The following is a 14,387-nucleotide window of genomic DNA, read 5'->3' on the forward strand; positions in this document are numbered from 1 at the left end:
GGCTAGGCGACCGCCTTGCCCGCTCCCTCGTCGCCGATCCGGATTTTGGTGTCGGACGTGAAGGCGTAGGGCGGAATAGGCAGGTTGGTCGGAGCCGGCCCGCGCCGGACCCGTCCGGCGCTGTCGAAGACTGAGCCGTGGCACGGGCAGGACCATCCGTCGTACTGGCCCGAATGACCGATCGGCACGCATCCAAGATGGGTACAATTGCCGTAGACGACGAGCCACTTGGCGTGGCCCTCTTTGACGCGGGCCGAGTCCGGTGCCGGATCGATCAGATCAGAAAGCTGCACGGCCTCCGAGTCCTTGACTTCCTTGTCGGTCCGGTTGCGCACGAAGATCAGCTTGCCGCGCCAGAACACCGTGATGATCTGGCCCTCTTGGATCGGGGTGAGATCGACTTCCAGCGGAGCGCCGGCCGCGACCGTCTCCGCATCCGGCGCCATCGAGGCGACGAAGGGCCAGGCCAGGGCGGCGGTGCCGACGGCGAGCGCCGCGCCGGTCGCGATGAAGAGGAAGTCGCGCTTGGTCCCCTCAGGGCCGGTCTGAGCGGGAACGGAATCGGCCACGTTGTTCGCCAAGTCGGAGGCTCCAGGCATGCGGACGGCAGCTTCTTGCCCGTGGGGCGGGCGCTAGCGCCGGTCCATTTAGAGGCTTTCGCAGGAATGTCAGCCCGGCGGGAGGCAAGCACCATCCCACGCGGTTGTGCAATGCGACCGCACGTCACCGGAAGTCAAGCCGCGGCAGCGCAGGTAGCGAGGGTCTGAGACCTTCCAACCCGCTCCCCTGCATGCCCTCTGCGGCGCCCGATTACCGCTTCGACGGCGCCGTGGCGCGCCTCCGCCGTCGTGAACCTCACTGCATATGGAGGCAGACCTCAAGTTGTGAAAACATACTTGAAGTTTCCGTAAGAGATGATTCTCGGGGGCGGTCATGGAGCGGCATCAGCGCGACGTCTTTTTTCTTGCCGACCGGAACGAGGTGGTCGGGTCGGTCGTGCGAGCGGCGACCGCGAGTGAGACGGAGACTGCCTTCCGGTTTTCGCAGATCGTCAAACGTGATGCCGCTCCGTCGAGCGAAGCGCTTCTCGGGGCTCTCGCGACGGCGATGGTCTCCGGTCCGAACAACGTGGACGGCGACGTGCCGGCGGGCTTCACCTATCTGGGGCAGTTCGTTGATCACGACATGACCCGCGACCTGACGAAGGTCCCCTTCAAGACTTTGGTGCCGGTCGCGCTGCTTTCCCCGGGGCGCAGCCCGGCGCTCGACCTAGACTCGGTCTACGGTCTCGGCCCGACCGATCCGAACGATGCCCACCGCTACGAGTTCGACGGTGCCCAGCTTCGGATCGGAACGACGCAGAGTTCCGGCCGAGCCGGAACGGTGGCGGCACTGCCGCTGGACGGGTTCGACCTGCCTCGGCTCGGAAGTCGCGCGGCCAGTTCGAGCGAAGAGCGGATGGCCGATATCCCCGACCAGCGCAACGACGAGAACCTCGCGGTCGCCCAGGTCCATCTCGCCTTCATGCGCTTCCACAACGCGCGGGTGAAGCACTTCGCCATGACCGCGACGCCGAGTTCGCGTCTGCTGGAGGTCGCCAAGGAAGATACGGTCAAGCACTACCAGTGGATGCTTCTGCACGACTTCCTGCCGCGCATCGTGAGAGCCGACATCCTGTCCGACGTGCTCGCGCAGGGACGCCGGGTCTTCGAGCCGGGTGCCACCGCGATGCCCACCATGCCGATTGAGTTCTCGGTCGCGGCCTATCGCTTCGGGCACTCGATGATCCGCGAGGATTACGACTGGAACGAGTTCTTCAACGCCCGCGTCCGCCCGCTCGGCCCTGCCCTCGCCCCTGGTTCGCTGGAGAACCTGTTCCGCTTCAGCGGGACGAGCGGAAACCTTTCTCCGGGAACGGACGTGGACAACCCAATCGAGGGGCCGTTCGAGCGGCTGCCGACGAACTGGGTGGCCGACTGGACGCGGCTGTTCGACTTCGTTGCCGATGCCGGCATCGTCGAGCTCGCGCCCGAGGCGCCCGGGATCCTCAACCTCGCCCGCCGCATCGATACGCGTCTGACCGACCCGCTCAACAAGCTGCCGCTCGGCTCCTTCGGCGGCCGCGGGACGGTCGTTGCCGACGATCTCGATCGGAATCTCGCCTTCCGCAACCTCATACGGGGTCGGATGGTGGGGCTCGCCAGCGCGCAGGAGGTCGCCGCGCACTTCCGCGGCGCCGGCCTCGCGCCGACGGTCCTGACGAGCGGGGAGATCGTCGGGGATGGAGCGGCCGGCGTCGACCTGTCCGGCTTGTCCAAGAAGCTCATGGGCGAGTTGACCGGCGCCACGCCGCTCTGGTTCTACATCCTTCGCGAGGCGGAGATGAACGGCGGCAGGCTCGGCGACATCGGAGGACGGATCGTGGCGGAAACCTTCCACCGAGCCATCGAAGGCAGCCGCATCTCCATCCTTCGCGATCCATCCTGGAAGCCCAAGGGTGGCAGCTTCCGGATGACGGACCTCCTGCTCCGAGCCTTCGCCGCCGAAAGAGGGGAGCTGCGGGTCCTTTCACCGAACGCACCCAAGCCGAACCCTCCGGCCGTTTCGCCAGGAGCCTGACCGGGCGTTGCCCTCACCCCACGACGCCGATGAGATGGAGCGCCACGCCGGACAGTGCCGCGGCCGCGATCACGGTGATCGCGCCGAGCTTGAACCGGAACAACGCGATCACGGCCGCGGCGGCCAGGAGCGCCGCCCAGGGGTCGAGGCTTGCGAGCACCGGCACGTCGAGGTTGGCGACGCCGAAGCGCAGGTCGCGCGTCTCGCGGAACAGCGTGTGGATCGCGAACCAGACCGCGAGGTTCAGGATCACGCCGACGACCGCCGCGGTCACCGCGGAGAGCGCGCCGTTGAGGCTCGCGTTCCCGCGCAGGACCTCGATGAAGGGGGCCCCGAGGAAGATCCACAGGAAGCAGGGCACGAAGGTGACCCAGGTCGCGACCAATCCGCCGAGGGTCGCCGCGACGAGGGGAGACAGGGTCCCGGGATCGCGGAATGCGGCGAGGAAGCCGACGAATTGCAGGACCATGATCAGCGGCCCCGGTGTGCTCTCCGCCATGCCGAGCCCGTCGAGCATCTCGCCGGGCTTCAGCCAGCCATAGGTCTCGACGGCCTGCTGCGCGACGTAGGCGAGCACGGCGTAGGCGCCTCCGAAGGTCACCATCGCCATCTTCGAGAAGAAGAGGGCGAGTTGCGCGAAGACGTTGTCTGGCCCCAACAGACCCAGAATGGCCGCGATGGGCAGGAGCCACAGCGCCAGCCAAATCGCGGAGATCCGCAGGCTGCTGGCGACGCTGGGGCGTGCATGGTCCGGCAACGCGTCGCCGAGCAGGTAGGGACCCGCGTCCCGGGCCGCCGCGCCGGCATGGCCGCCGCCACGAAGTTGCTGCAGCCCCGCGCGGACGCCGAGAAAGCCGACGGCCGCGGCCGCCAGGATGATGAGCGGAAACGGTACGTCGAAGAGGTAGATCGCCACGAAGGCGAGGCCGGCGAGGCCGAGCATGATCCGGTTACGCAGGGCGCGCCGCCCGATCCGGACGACGGCGTCGAGGACGATGGCCAGAACCGCCGCCTTCAGCCCGAAGAACAGGCCCGCGACGATTCCGACATTTCCGAACAGGACGTAGATCCAGCTCAGGGCCATGATCGAGACGGCGCCCGGCAGGATGAACAGGACGCCCGCGATGATGCCCCCGCGGGTGCGGTGCATCAGCCAACCGATATAGGTCGCGAGCTGCTGCGCCTCCGGTCCCGGGAGCAGCATGCAATAGTTGAGCGCGTGCAGGAACCGGCTCTCGGAAACCCAGCGCTGCTCCTCGACGAGAATGCGGTGCATCACCGCGATCTGCCCGGCCGGTCCGCCGAAGGAGAGCGCGGCGATCCGCAGCCAGACCCGGAAGGCCGCAGCGAGGCTGACGCCGTGGGCGGGCGGAGAAGTTTCGCTCGATGCGGGAAACTTCGCGGCTCGGCTCTCCATCTCGCTCAAACCCGTCCCAGCGCGATCCCGAGGTCCGCTCGCCGCAGCCTGCCCCTCTCACGACGGGACCAGGGGATCAAGCCGATCTCGGCCGGGTAGCGGAAGTGGATGGTCCGGCCGGCCCGTGTTGAGCTGGCCCCGCCGCGCATGCTACCGCGCCCCGGGTCCGACCAAAGCCGCGAGCCCCCGCATGATACCCCGCTACAGCCGCCCCGAGATGACGGCGATCTGGTCGCCCGAGACGCGGTTCCGGATCTGGTTCGAGATCGAGGCGCACGCGACCACCGCGCTCGCCGAGATCGGGATCGTGCCCAAGGAGGCGGCCGAGACGATCTGGGCGAAGGGTCGAGATGCCGTCTTCGACGTGGCGCGTATCGACGCCATCGAGGCGGTCACCAAGCACGACGTCATCGCCTTCCTGACCCACCTCGCCGAGATCGTCGGCCCGGAGGCGCGCTTCGTCCACCAGGGCATGACCTCGTCCGACGTGCTCGACACCTGCCTGAACGTTCAGCTCGTGCGGGCCGCGGACATCCTCATCGCGGACGTCGACGCGCTGCTCGCCGCCCTGAAGCGCCGCGCCTTCGAGCACAAGCTGACCCCGACGATCGGGCGCTCGCACGGCATCCATGCAGAGCCCGTGACGTTCGGCCTGAAGCTCACCCAGGCCTATGCGGAGTTCGTGCGGGTCCGCGCCCGCCTCGTGGCGGCGCGGGAAGAAGTGGCGACCTGCGCGATCTCCGGCGCGGTCGGGACCTTCGCCAATATCGACCCGCGCGTGGAGGTCTACGTCGCCGAGGCGATGGGGCTGACCCCGGAGCCGGTCTCGACGCAGGTGATCCCGCGCGACCGCCACGCGATGTTCTTCGCGACGCTGGGGGTGGTCGCGAGCTCCGTCGAGCGCCTCGCCATCGAGGTGCGCCACCTTCAGCGCACGGAGGTGCTGGAGGCGGAAGAGTTCTTCTCGGAAGGGCAGAAGGGCTCCTCCGCGATGCCCCACAAGCGCAACCCGGTGCTCACCGAGAACCTGACTGGCCTCGCCCGCATGGTGCGGTCCTTCGCGCTGCCGGCCATGGAGAACGTCGCGCTCTGGCACGAGCGCGACATCTCGCATTCGTCGGTCGAGCGGATGATCGGGCCGGACGCCACCGTCACCCTCGACTTCGCGCTCGCCCGCCTCACCGGCGTCGTCGACAAGCTGCTGATCTACCCGGAGCAGATGCAGCGCAACCTCGACAAGCTCGGCGGCCTGGTCCACTCGCAGCGGGTGCTGCTGGCCCTGACCCAGGCCGGCCTCTCCCGCGAGGATTCCTACCGGCTGGTCCAGCGCAACGCGATGCCGGTCTGGCGAGGCGAGGGCGAGTTCCTGACGTTGCTGAAGGCGGATCCGGAGGTGAGCGCCGCCCTTCCCGCCCAGGAGATCGAGGCTTGCTTCGACCTCGGCTATCATTTCAAGCACGTCGATACGATCTTCGAGCGGGTGTTCGGGACCGCGTGACGGGCGCACGATTCCTGCTTCGCGATCTGCCATTACTGGTTTCGAGGACTCTGACGTGCCGCAATCCCGCATCGTCTATTTGAACGGCGAATTCCTGCCCCTGGCCGAAGCCCGTATTCCGATCATGGATCGCGGGTTCCTGTTCGCGGACGGGATCTACGAGGTCTCGGCGGTGCTCGACGGCCGGCTCGTCGACAACGAGGCGCATCTCGCCCGGCTCGACCGGTCGCTCGGCGAGATCGACATCCGCAACCCGCACACCACCAAGGAATGGATCGGCCTCCAGACGGACCTCATTGCACGCAACGGCCTCGAGGAAGGCCTCGTCTACATGCAGGTGACCCGGGGCGTGGCCGAGCGCGACTTCGCCTATCCGTCCGCCGACACCACCCCGACCGTGATGATGTTCACGCAAGGAAAGCGCATCGCGGCCAATCCCCTGGCGGAGACCGGCGCCAAGGTCGTTACCGTGCCGGACCTTCGTTGGAAGCGGCGCGACATCAAGTCGGTGGCCCTGCTCGCTCAGGTACTCGCCAAGCAGCAGGCGGCGGCCGCCGGCGTCGCGGAGGCCTGGATGGTCGAGGACGGGGCGGTGACGGAGGGATCCTCCTCCACTGCCTTCATCGTGACGGCGTCCGGGGTGCTGGTCACGCGTCCGCTCTCGACGGCGCTGTTGCCCGGGATCACGCGCAAGGCGGTGCTGCGCCTTGCGGAGGAGGCCGACCTGACGATCGAGGAGCGGCTGTTCTCCGTGGAGGAGGCCTGCGCGGCGACGGAGGCCTTCTACACCAGCGCCTCGGCCTTCGTGATGCCGGTGGTCGCCCTCGACGGCAAGGTCATCGGAGACGGCAGCCCCGGCCCGCTGACCCGGCGGCTGCGGGCGCATTACCTCGCCCTCGCGCGCGGCGAAGGTTGAGGACGGCGGTCCCGGATAGGAACGCTTTGCCGCTGGACCTGTTCTCTCGGAACCCCCACCGAGAGAAAGGCCAGAGATGCCCAAGCTCCCGCACGTGGCTGCCGCTTTCCTGCTCGCGATGGCTGGTACCGCTTTTGCCCAATCGCCGGACGCGCCCCTGAGAGGCCGCGATACCGCGCCGAACATGCCGGCTCCGGACAAGACGATCCCCGAGAAGGTGCAGCCTTCCGAAGGCGCTCCGGCGGGCGGCGGTACCCTGAGCGACAAGCTCGAGAGGAACGACGGCGTGATCAAGCCGCCAGGCAATGCGGCGCCCGGCATGGTGGTGACGCCGCCCGACCCGAACCCGAGCTCCATGCCGGTGATCAAACCCGGCGAGCTCCCCGGTCGCCAGCCCGGGACGGAGGCGCGTTAGTCACCTGGCCCCTCGTCCGCTTGCTTGATTTCCGCCCTTGGATCGCGGAAAGACCCAACGGCAAGACGGCTCCTGCGCAGGCGGGCCCTCTTCGCTCGGGCGCGGGACAGGTTGTTGTGTGAATGGCGAACGTCGTCGTCGTAGGCGCCCAATGGGGCGACGAAGGCAAGGGTAAGATCGTCGACTGGCTCTCCGAGCAGGCCGATATCGTGGTGCGATTCCAGGGCGGCCACAATGCCGGACACACGCTGGTCGTGAACGGTGTGACCTATAAGCTCGCGCTCCTCCCCTCCGGCGTCGTGCGCGGCGGCAAGCTCTCCGTCATCGGCAACGGCGTCGTGGTGGATCCCTGGCATCTCGTCGACGAGATTGCGCGGCTTCAAGCCCAGGGCGTCGAGATCTCGCCTCGCACCCTGAGGATCGCCGACAACGCGACGCTGATCCTGCCGCTCCACCGCGAGCTCGATCATTTCCGCGAGACCTCGAATGCCGGGCTGAAGATCGGCACGACCAAGCGCGGTATCGGTCCGGCCTACGAAGACAAGGTCGGTCGCCGCGCGATCCGGGTCGTCGACCTTGCCGACGAGGGTACGCTGGCCGCCAAGATCGAGCGGGTTCTCACCCATCACAACGCGCTTCGCCGGGGACTGGGCATCGAGGAAGTCGATGCAGGCGCGTTGCTGGCGGAGCTGAAGGCAATCGCCCCGACGATCCTGCCCTATGCCGACGCGGTCTGGGCCCTGCTCGACGACCAGCGCCGAGCGGGCAAGCGCATCCTGTTCGAGGGCGCGCAGGGCGCGCTCCTCGACGTGGACCACGGCACTTATCCCTTCGTGACCTCGTCCAACATCGTCGCCGCCCAGGCCGCAACGGGATCGGGCCTCGGCCCCTCCGCCATCGGCTACGTGCTCGGGATCGCCAAGGCCTACACGACGCGGGTCGGCGAGGGACCCTTCCCGACCGAGCTCTTCGACGAGATCGGCGAGACCATCGGCCAGCGCGGTCGCGAGTTCGGGGTGAATACCGGCCGCAAGCGGCGATGCGGCTGGTTCGATGCCGTTCTCGTCCGCCAGACGGTGCGCACCTCCGGCATCCAGGGCATCGCGCTCACGAAGCTCGACATCCTCGACGGATTCGAGACCCTGAAGGTCTGCACGGGCTACCGATTGGGAAGCGAGACCCTCGATCACCTGCCCGCCAACCAGGCCGCTCAGGCGCGGGTCGAGCCGATCTACGAGACGATCGAGGGCTGGTCAGAGACGACGGCCGGCGCCCGCTCCTGGGCGGACCTGCCGGCCCAAGCCATCAAATACGTCCGCCGGATCGAGGAGCTGATCGGGGCGCCCGTCGCCCTGCTCTCGACCTCGCCCGAACGCGACGACACCATTCTCATGCACAACCCCTTCGAGGACTAGCGCCCGCCCATCCGCGCGAGCGAGGCCGGCACGCGGCCGAGAAGAGGGCGGACCAACTTAACGATGGCCGATTACTATCCGCTGCTGTCACGGGCGCTCGATGCGCTTCCGGACCGTTCCCCGGCCATGCGCCGCGCGGTCTACGATCGTGCGCGCAGCGCCCTGATCGGCCAGCTCCGCTCGCTCGAACCACCGCTTTCGGATGCGGATATCGAGATCGAGAGCAAGGCGCTCGAAGCCGCGATCGAGCGGCTCGAGACGGACCATGCCGCTCCGCCGCCCTCGAACGATCCGGTCCCGGCTCCGATCGCGGAGGCGACGCCTCCCCCTCCCCCGCCCCCAAAGCCGGCGCCGCTCCCGGAGCCGGTGCTTCCACCGGCTCCCCCGCCGGAGCTCGGCGTGCCAACGACCGATGAGCGGACGGCGATCCCCGAGCCCATGCCTCCGGTGGAAGCGGCGGCCGTAGTGCCGTTTCGCGCGCCCAAGCCGGCGCCCGTACCCGAGACGCCCGCCGCTGCCGGCGCGGTCGACGAAAACCCGGCTGCGACCGACGATCCGAGCGCCCTGCTGGCGGACGCCGCTTCGGGGCGGCAGCGCCCGCGCATCGAGGTGGTGCCGCCGCGCGGCGGACGCTCGCGGACGCTCAGAAACGCCTTCGTGGGCGCCGTCCTGCTCATCGTCATCGGACTGATCGCGACCGCTGCCTATATGCTGCGCGACAAGCCCTCCGATCTGCAGCCGGCGACGTCCGGAACTCAGGATGCGCCGGCCGAGAGCGGCGAGACCAAGTACGCCGATCGGATCGGCGGCGATCCCAAGCCTGCCGAGCGCCCACCCTCCGCCGCGCCGCAGCCTCCGCCGGCGCAGCCGGAGATCGCGGTCTCGCAGCGCGCGATCCTCTACGAGGAGAATACGAACGGCGGGAACAATGCCCCGGCCACGACGCAGGGTCGCGTGGTATGGCGCCTCGAGGCCGTCCCCGGGGAGCAGGGCCAGCCCCTGGAAACCGCGATCCGCGGGACGATCGATATGCCGGATGCAGGCCTGAGCCTGGCGATGACGATCCGGCGCAATCTCGACGCGACCCTGCCCGCCTCGCACACGATCGAGCTGATTTTCACGCAAGGCCCGGCTGGCGCCGCGCGGGGGGTTCAGGACATCGGCCTGATCCAGGCCAAGGAAGAGGAGAATGCGCGCGGCTCGCCCGTATCCGGTCTGCCGGTGCGGGTGCGCGAGAACGTCTTCCTGATCGGCCTCTCGTCCCTGACTAACGACGTGGAGCGCAACACAGACCTGCTGCTGAACCGGAACTGGTTCGACCTCGCGCTGAAGTACACGTCCGGACCGCGCGCGATCGTCAGCTTCGAGAAGGGCTCATCGGGCACCCAGGTGATGCAGAGGGCCTTCGAGCAGTGGCGTTGATCGGCTGAGGGCGCTTTGCGCCTCGCGGTACTTCTGCAGAGCGTCCGGCGGGCCCGCGTTTCAACAGCCGGATTCCCATTCCATTTCCGGTTCGTTGCGCCGGGTGATGGCGGATCGGAGCGCGGGTCCCCTCCTTGGCCAGGCGGGGCGATCGCAGACGGATTTCCCTCCATCCCCTTCATCATTCCGGGGCCGCGCAGAGGAGCCTGTCCTCGGATGTGCCGAAGGCCAGATCCGGGGGGCGCCCCCGAATGACAATGGGGGATGCTGTAGAAGCGGCACGCCGATGCGCCGCTTCATCGGCAAGCGCCCTGCTTCCAGGAGAGAGGCTCCCGCGCCGACCGAAGAACCGATCAGCCGCAAGCGGTGTCAGACCCTGCCTACGGCTCCAGCCCCTCCGCCGCGCGTCTGCGGGCCCGCGCCGCCTCGACGCGCTGCACGGAGAAGATCGAGGCCTCGTAGAGGAGGAGCATGGGCAGCGCGAGCGAGAGCTGAGAGATGACGTCGGGGGGCGTCAGGATCGCGGCCGCCACGAAGACGAGGACGATGGCGTAGCGGCGCTTCTCGCGCAGGAAGGCGGTGTCGATGATGCCGATCTGACCGAGCAGCGTCAGGATGACGGGCAGCTGGAAGGCGAGGCCGAAGGCGAAGATCAACGTCATGATCAGCGAGAGGTACTCGTCGACCTTCGGCAGCAGGGCGATCTCCGCCTCCCCCGGCTGCCCGATCTGCTGCAGGCTCACCGAGAACTGGATGAGGAGCGGCATCGCTAGGAAGAACACCACCAGCGCGCCGAGCACGAAAAAGACGGGGGTGGCGACGAGGTAGGGCAGGAAGGCCTTGCGCTCGTTGCGGTAGAGCCCTGGCGCCACGAAGGCGTAGATCTGCGTCGCGATCACCGGGAAAGCCAGGAAGGCCGCCCCGAAGACGCTGAGCTTAATGTTGGTGAAGACCTGCTCGAGAAAATGCGTCGCGATGAGCTTCGCCTTGTCCGAGCCGACCACCGAGACGTAGGGAAACACCAGAATGTTGTAGATGTGGCGCGAGAAGAAGAAGCAGCCGAAGAACATCACCACGAAGGCGGCGAGCGACTTGATCAGGCGCGAACGCAGCTCGATCAGGTGCTCGACCAACGGCGCCCGCGAGGCCTCGATCTCGGCCTCGTCCGTCCCCTCGATCATGGTGCGGCTGCTCCGGACTGGACCGGCGCAGAGGGCTCGGGTGGGGCGGCAGCGAGCGGGGCGGGCACATCATAGGTGCCCGGCGACGCGCCCTTGGCGGCGTCCGCCGCATCTAGCTGCGCGGCAACGTTGGCGAGGGGTTGCGTGCTCGACTGAGCCCGCCCTTCGGCGGCACCCTTGATCTCGCTCCGGATCGTCTGGATCGGATCGAAGGTCGGCCCCACCGTATTGGCGGAGCGCCGCATCCCGTCGATCTCGTTGCGGACCTCGTCGAGCTCGGACTCGCGAATGGCCTCATTGAACTGGGCGTTGAACTCGCCGGCCATGCGCACGACCTTGCCCTTGATCTGTCCAAGGGTGCGCAGGGCCTTGGGCAGATCCTTCGGACCGATGACGATGAGGGCGACGCCGCCGATCAGCATCACCTCGCCCCAACTCATGTCGAACATGGCGTCGTTCGTCCCGCGGCCGGAGCCGGCGCTGCCCGATACCGATCGGAAGGATGCCGCAATCCGTTCAGGCGGCTCAGCCGACCTTGCGGTCCGCGGCGATCGGAGCCGTGGCGGCCGGCTCGCCCTGGTGCGGCAGGGTGCGGACAGGCTCTGTCGCGCTCACCTGAGGCGGGGTCTGTGCCGTCGGGGCGGGAGGCGTCTCGTCCTCGGCCATGCCCTTCTTGAAGGCCTTGATGCCCTTGGCGACATCGCCCATCAGGTCGGAGATCTTGCCCCGCCCGAACAGCAGCATCACGATGCCCGCGACGATGATCCAGTGCCAGATACTCATGCTGCCCATGGCAAACTCCTGTCCCGCTGCGAGAAAGCGCGCGGCATCGTCTCGTGTTGTCGGTTTGGGGCGAACCTAAGGAGCGCGCCGCCCGAACACAAGACGATGCAGGGGTCGCAGGAGGGGTGATTCTGCTCAGGCGGCGACGGACAGCGCTGCCTCGAAGCGCGCGCGCGCCTCCCGGACGTCGAAATCGCCGGCGTCGGAGGGGAGACGCGAGAGCGCAGCCTCGGCCCGGCGCAGGGCGACGCCCGCGAGCGCAGGGGTCCCTTCGAGGACGCCGTGCATTTCGGCCATGTCACCGTTGCAGTGAAGAGCGACGTCGATGCCCGCCGCGAACGCGGCTTCCGCCCGCGTACGGAACGCGCCGTCGAGCGCGTGCATGGACAGATCGTCGGTCATGAGCAGTCCGTCGAAGCCGATCAGACCGCGGATCACGTCCTCGATGACGATCCGAGACTGCGTGGCAGGACGGCTCGGGTCGAGCTCGGCGTAGACGACATGCGCGCTCATCGCGAGGGGGAGGTCGGCCAGCGCCCGGAACGGCCGGAAATCATGGGCATTCAGATCGGCGCGTGACGCCTCGACGACCGGCAGACCTTTGTGACTGTCGCATCCCGCGCGGCCATGACCGGGGATGTGCTTCATGACCGGCAGGACCCCGCCCGCCATCAGACCCTCGGCGACGGCCCGGCCGATCTCGGCGACCGTGTCAGGCATCGTCCCGTAGGCCCTGTCGCCGATGACGTCGTGAGCGCCGGCGACCGGTACGTCGAGCACCGGAGCGCAATCGACGTTGATGCCGACGCTCGCCAAGTCGTGAGCCATCAGGCGGGCGCCGAGCCGCGCCATCGTCACGGCGGAACCGTTGAGGCCGCCATAGCGGCGGCCGGCCGGATAGGCCGGCCAATGCGGCGGTCCCATCCGCTGGACGCGGCCGCCCTCCTGATCGATCAGGATCGGCGCATCCTCCCGCCCCACGGTAGCGCGCAGATCCGCCGTCAGAGCGCGGACCTCCTCGGGCGATCCGATGTTGCGTTTGAACAGGATGAAGCCCCAGGGCTGCACGTCGCGGAAGAACGCGGCCTCCTCCGCCAGGAGGCTGCGGCCTGAACAACCGAGAATCACGGCACGGGCGGTCATTGCATGGCTCGCATGGGCTGGCAGCGAATCGGAAGGTTCAGGATCGGGTCGGAGACGCGTTCGCATCAAGGCGAAAGCCGCGAGCAACGTGCGGTCGGCGACCGGTGTTGCATCAAATCGCCGGGCGGGCCGGGGTTCGTCGTGGGAATGCGATGAGGCCGCCCGGCCTCAGGACCGTAACTCGGCGGCCTCGTTGACTTCGCTCAGTTCGCCGCGACGTAGCACTGGCCGCCGGCGGCCTTGAGCTGCGTGCAGAGGTTCGTCGCGTCGTTCTTGCCCAGCGGTCCGACCCGCACGCGGTAGATCGTCTTGCCGCCGACTTCGGCCTGCCGGATCATCATGGGCTGACCGCCGAGCTGGCTGTACTTGCCCTGCATCTGACGGAAAGCGGCCTGGGCCTCGGATTCGCTGCCGCGGACGCCGAGCTGAACCGCGAAGCCGCCGGACGAGGGTTGGGATGCCGTCACCGCCGGGGGAGGCGCGAGAGCTGCGGTCGCCTCGGGGGAAACGGACGCGACGCGCTGGGGCGCCTTGACCCGCGGTGCGGCACTCGGCGGCGGCACCGGCGCGGTCGGAGTCGCGGACTCGACGACGGGCGTCGTATCGGTCGGCGGCAGCGCCGGCGGCTGCGTCCGGCCGGGCCGCGGGCGCAGCGAGGCGGTCGTAGTGGTACCCTCGCCAGGCAGGACCATCGTTGGAATGACGGAGGGCGCGGCGGGCTCAGACGAGGCCTCGCGCTGCGGAGCGGGCGGCGTGTCCGGCTTCACCGAGACCGTGCGGACCCGGCGCGGCTCGCCGAGCGATTCGGCAAGGGTGCCCGGAGGGGGATTCACAGCCGAGGTGGAAGCATTGCCGGGCGTCGCCCCGCCCTCGCCGGCGCGGGGATTTGCGCGAACGGCCTGGGTCACGTCGACCGGCTGCTCTTCGCGGTTCACGATGCGGATCTGCCCGTCCTTGGGCGTCCGATCGTAGATCTGCTTGTTCTGATCCGGAATCTCGACGCCGTCGGCCTTCTGCGGCGCGATCTTGAGCGGCGCCTTGTCGGCGAGGATCGTGGGGACGGTGCCCGGGGAACTGCCCGAGTTCAGGCTCTTCCAAGTCATGGCACCGGCGACCGACACGGCGACGACCGCGAGGCCGGCACCGACCGAAGCGAGCCATTTGCGCTTGCGCGGGCGCTCCGCCGCGTAGCGGCGATGAGACGCCTCGTCGGCGAAGGCCGCACCTTCCTCGGGACCGGTCCCGGCGTTCGGGCCGTGCTCGACGGAGGCGAGATATTGATCGAACGCGTCGGCCGGCGGCGGCGCGTAATGCTGATGGGCCTGCTGCGGAGCCGCGTCGTGGAAGGTCGGCTCGACCCGTCCACGCTCGACCTGGGAAGCCGGCGCGGCGCGGGAATCGCGCGCCTCGAGGAGCGCCCGGAAGGGATCGTCCTGCCCGACGATGCGGGCGAGCTCCGCCAGCGGATCGGCTTTCGCTGGATTGCGCTCGGGAGGCCGCTGAAGGTCACGCTCGAAAGCGTCAAGGTCGACAGGCGCTCGCGAAGCGGTTGTCATGACAGCATCCCTGTTCAGACTG

Annotated in this window: 13 protein-coding genes; 6 read left to right on the plus strand and 7 right to left on the minus strand. The window is 68.4% G+C overall.

Annotated features, from left to right (window positions below; genetic code table 11):
- Positions 1–2: 2 nt before the first annotated feature.
- Positions 3–581, minus strand: a complete 579-nt coding sequence (gene petA / locus MFF55_RS01195; RefSeq protein WP_238242257.1) for a ubiquinol-cytochrome c reductase iron-sulfur subunit — start codon at positions 579–581, stop codon at positions 3–5.
- Positions 582–933: 352 nt separating this feature from the next.
- On the opposite strand from petA, the gene MFF55_RS01200 reads away from it, so the two are divergent.
- Complete coding sequence (locus tag MFF55_RS01200; protein ID WP_238242258.1) at positions 934–2,619, plus strand: peroxidase family protein; 1,686 nt, start codon at positions 934–936, stop codon at positions 2,617–2,619.
- Positions 2,620–2,632: 13 nt separating this feature from the next.
- Here MFF55_RS01200 and chrA read toward each other — a convergent pair whose 3' ends face one another.
- Positions 2,633–4,036 (minus strand): chromate efflux transporter, encoded by a 1,404-nt coding sequence (gene chrA, locus MFF55_RS01205; RefSeq protein WP_238242259.1) that lies wholly within the window; start codon positions 4,034–4,036, stop codon positions 2,633–2,635.
- A 190-nt stretch (positions 4,037–4,226) separates the two neighbouring features.
- On the opposite strand from chrA, the gene purB reads away from it, so the two are divergent.
- From purB to MFF55_RS01230, 5 genes are all read left to right on the plus strand, one after another.
- A complete protein-coding gene (gene purB / locus MFF55_RS01210) occupies positions 4,227–5,534 on the plus strand; it encodes an adenylosuccinate lyase (RefSeq protein ID WP_238242260.1) in 1,308 nt (435 codons plus the stop codon).
- A gap of 55 nt (positions 5,535–5,589) precedes the next feature.
- Positions 5,590–6,450 (plus strand): D-amino-acid transaminase, encoded by an 861-nt coding sequence (locus MFF55_RS01215; RefSeq protein ID WP_238242261.1) that lies wholly within the window; start codon positions 5,590–5,592, stop codon positions 6,448–6,450.
- A gap of 76 nt (positions 6,451–6,526) precedes the next feature.
- On the plus strand, positions 6,527–6,865 hold the full coding sequence (locus tag MFF55_RS01220; protein WP_238242262.1) for a hypothetical protein: 339 nt from the start codon (positions 6,527–6,529) through the stop codon (positions 6,863–6,865).
- A 122-nt stretch (positions 6,866–6,987) separates the two neighbouring features.
- On the plus strand, positions 6,988–8,280 hold the full coding sequence (locus MFF55_RS01225) for an adenylosuccinate synthase (RefSeq protein ID WP_238242263.1): 1,293 nt from the start codon (positions 6,988–6,990) through the stop codon (positions 8,278–8,280).
- A gap of 63 nt (positions 8,281–8,343) precedes the next feature.
- A complete protein-coding gene (locus tag MFF55_RS01230; RefSeq protein WP_238242264.1) occupies positions 8,344–9,702 on the plus strand; it encodes a histidine kinase in 1,359 nt (452 codons plus the stop codon).
- 380 nt (positions 9,703–10,082) lie between these two features.
- Here the strand turns inward: MFF55_RS01230 and tatC are convergent, their stop codons facing one another.
- The 5 genes from tatC to MFF55_RS01255 form a co-directional block, all read right to left on the minus strand.
- Positions 10,083–10,883 carry a twin-arginine translocase subunit TatC gene (tatC, locus tag MFF55_RS01235; protein ID WP_238242265.1) on the minus strand — a complete coding sequence of 267 codons (801 nt, stop codon included), beginning with the start codon at positions 10,881–10,883 and terminating at the stop codon, positions 10,083–10,085.
- Positions 10,880–11,332 carry a Sec-independent protein translocase protein TatB gene (gene tatB, locus MFF55_RS01240; protein WP_238242266.1) on the minus strand — a complete coding sequence of 151 codons (453 nt, stop codon included), beginning with the start codon at positions 11,330–11,332 and terminating at the stop codon, positions 10,880–10,882. Before tatB ends, tatC begins: the two co-directional genes overlap by 4 nt.
- A 76-nt stretch (positions 11,333–11,408) precedes the next feature.
- A complete protein-coding gene (locus MFF55_RS01245; protein ID WP_238242267.1) occupies positions 11,409–11,675 on the minus strand; it encodes a twin-arginine translocase TatA/TatE family subunit in 267 nt (88 codons plus the stop codon).
- A 126-nt stretch (positions 11,676–11,801) separates the two neighbouring features.
- Complete coding sequence (gene nagZ / locus MFF55_RS01250; RefSeq protein WP_238242268.1) at positions 11,802–12,809, minus strand: beta-N-acetylhexosaminidase; 1,008 nt, start codon at positions 12,807–12,809, stop codon at positions 11,802–11,804.
- 203 nt (positions 12,810–13,012) lie between these two features.
- Positions 13,013–14,365, minus strand: coding sequence for an SPOR domain-containing protein (locus tag MFF55_RS01255; protein WP_238242269.1), 1,353 nt, complete (start codon positions 14,363–14,365; stop codon positions 13,013–13,015).
- Positions 14,366–14,387: the final 22 nt, after the last annotated feature.

The sequence above is a fragment of the Methylobacterium iners genome (genome assembly GCF_022179305.1).
Classification (GTDB): Bacteria; Pseudomonadota; Alphaproteobacteria; order Rhizobiales; family Beijerinckiaceae; genus Methylobacterium; species Methylobacterium iners.

What these genes read in the sequence shown, in the direction of transcription:
- MFF55_RS01230 (WP_238242264.1), top strand. Translation starts at nt 8,344, where the DNA reads ATGGCCGATTACTATCCGCTGCTGTCACGGGCGCTCGATGCGCTTCCG.
- purB (WP_238242260.1), top strand. Translation starts at nt 4,227, where the DNA reads ATGATACCCCGCTACAGCCGCCCCGAGATGACGGCGATCTGGTCGCCC.
- chrA (WP_238242259.1), bottom strand. Translation starts at nt 4,036, where the DNA reads ATGGAGAGCCGAGCCGCGAAGTTTCCCGCATCGAGCGAAACTTCTCCG.
- MFF55_RS01225 (WP_238242263.1), top strand. Translation starts at nt 6,988, where the DNA reads ATGGCGAACGTCGTCGTCGTAGGCGCCCAATGGGGCGACGAAGGCAAG.
- MFF55_RS01200 (WP_238242258.1), top strand. Translation starts at nt 934, where the DNA reads ATGGAGCGGCATCAGCGCGACGTCTTTTTTCTTGCCGACCGGAACGAG.
- MFF55_RS01245 (WP_238242267.1), bottom strand. Translation starts at nt 11,675, where the DNA reads ATGGGCAGCATGAGTATCTGGCACTGGATCATCGTCGCGGGCATCGTG.
- MFF55_RS01220 (WP_238242262.1), top strand. Translation starts at nt 6,527, where the DNA reads ATGCCCAAGCTCCCGCACGTGGCTGCCGCTTTCCTGCTCGCGATGGCT.
- tatB (WP_238242266.1), bottom strand. Translation starts at nt 11,332, where the DNA reads ATGTTCGACATGAGTTGGGGCGAGGTGATGCTGATCGGCGGCGTCGCC.
- nagZ (WP_238242268.1), bottom strand. Translation starts at nt 12,809, where the DNA reads ATGACCGCCCGTGCCGTGATTCTCGGTTGTTCAGGCCGCAGCCTCCTG.
- tatC (WP_238242265.1), bottom strand. Translation starts at nt 10,883, where the DNA reads ATGATCGAGGGGACGGACGAGGCCGAGATCGAGGCCTCGCGGGCGCCG.
- MFF55_RS01255 (WP_238242269.1), bottom strand. Translation starts at nt 14,365, where the DNA reads ATGACAACCGCTTCGCGAGCGCCTGTCGACCTTGACGCTTTCGAGCGT.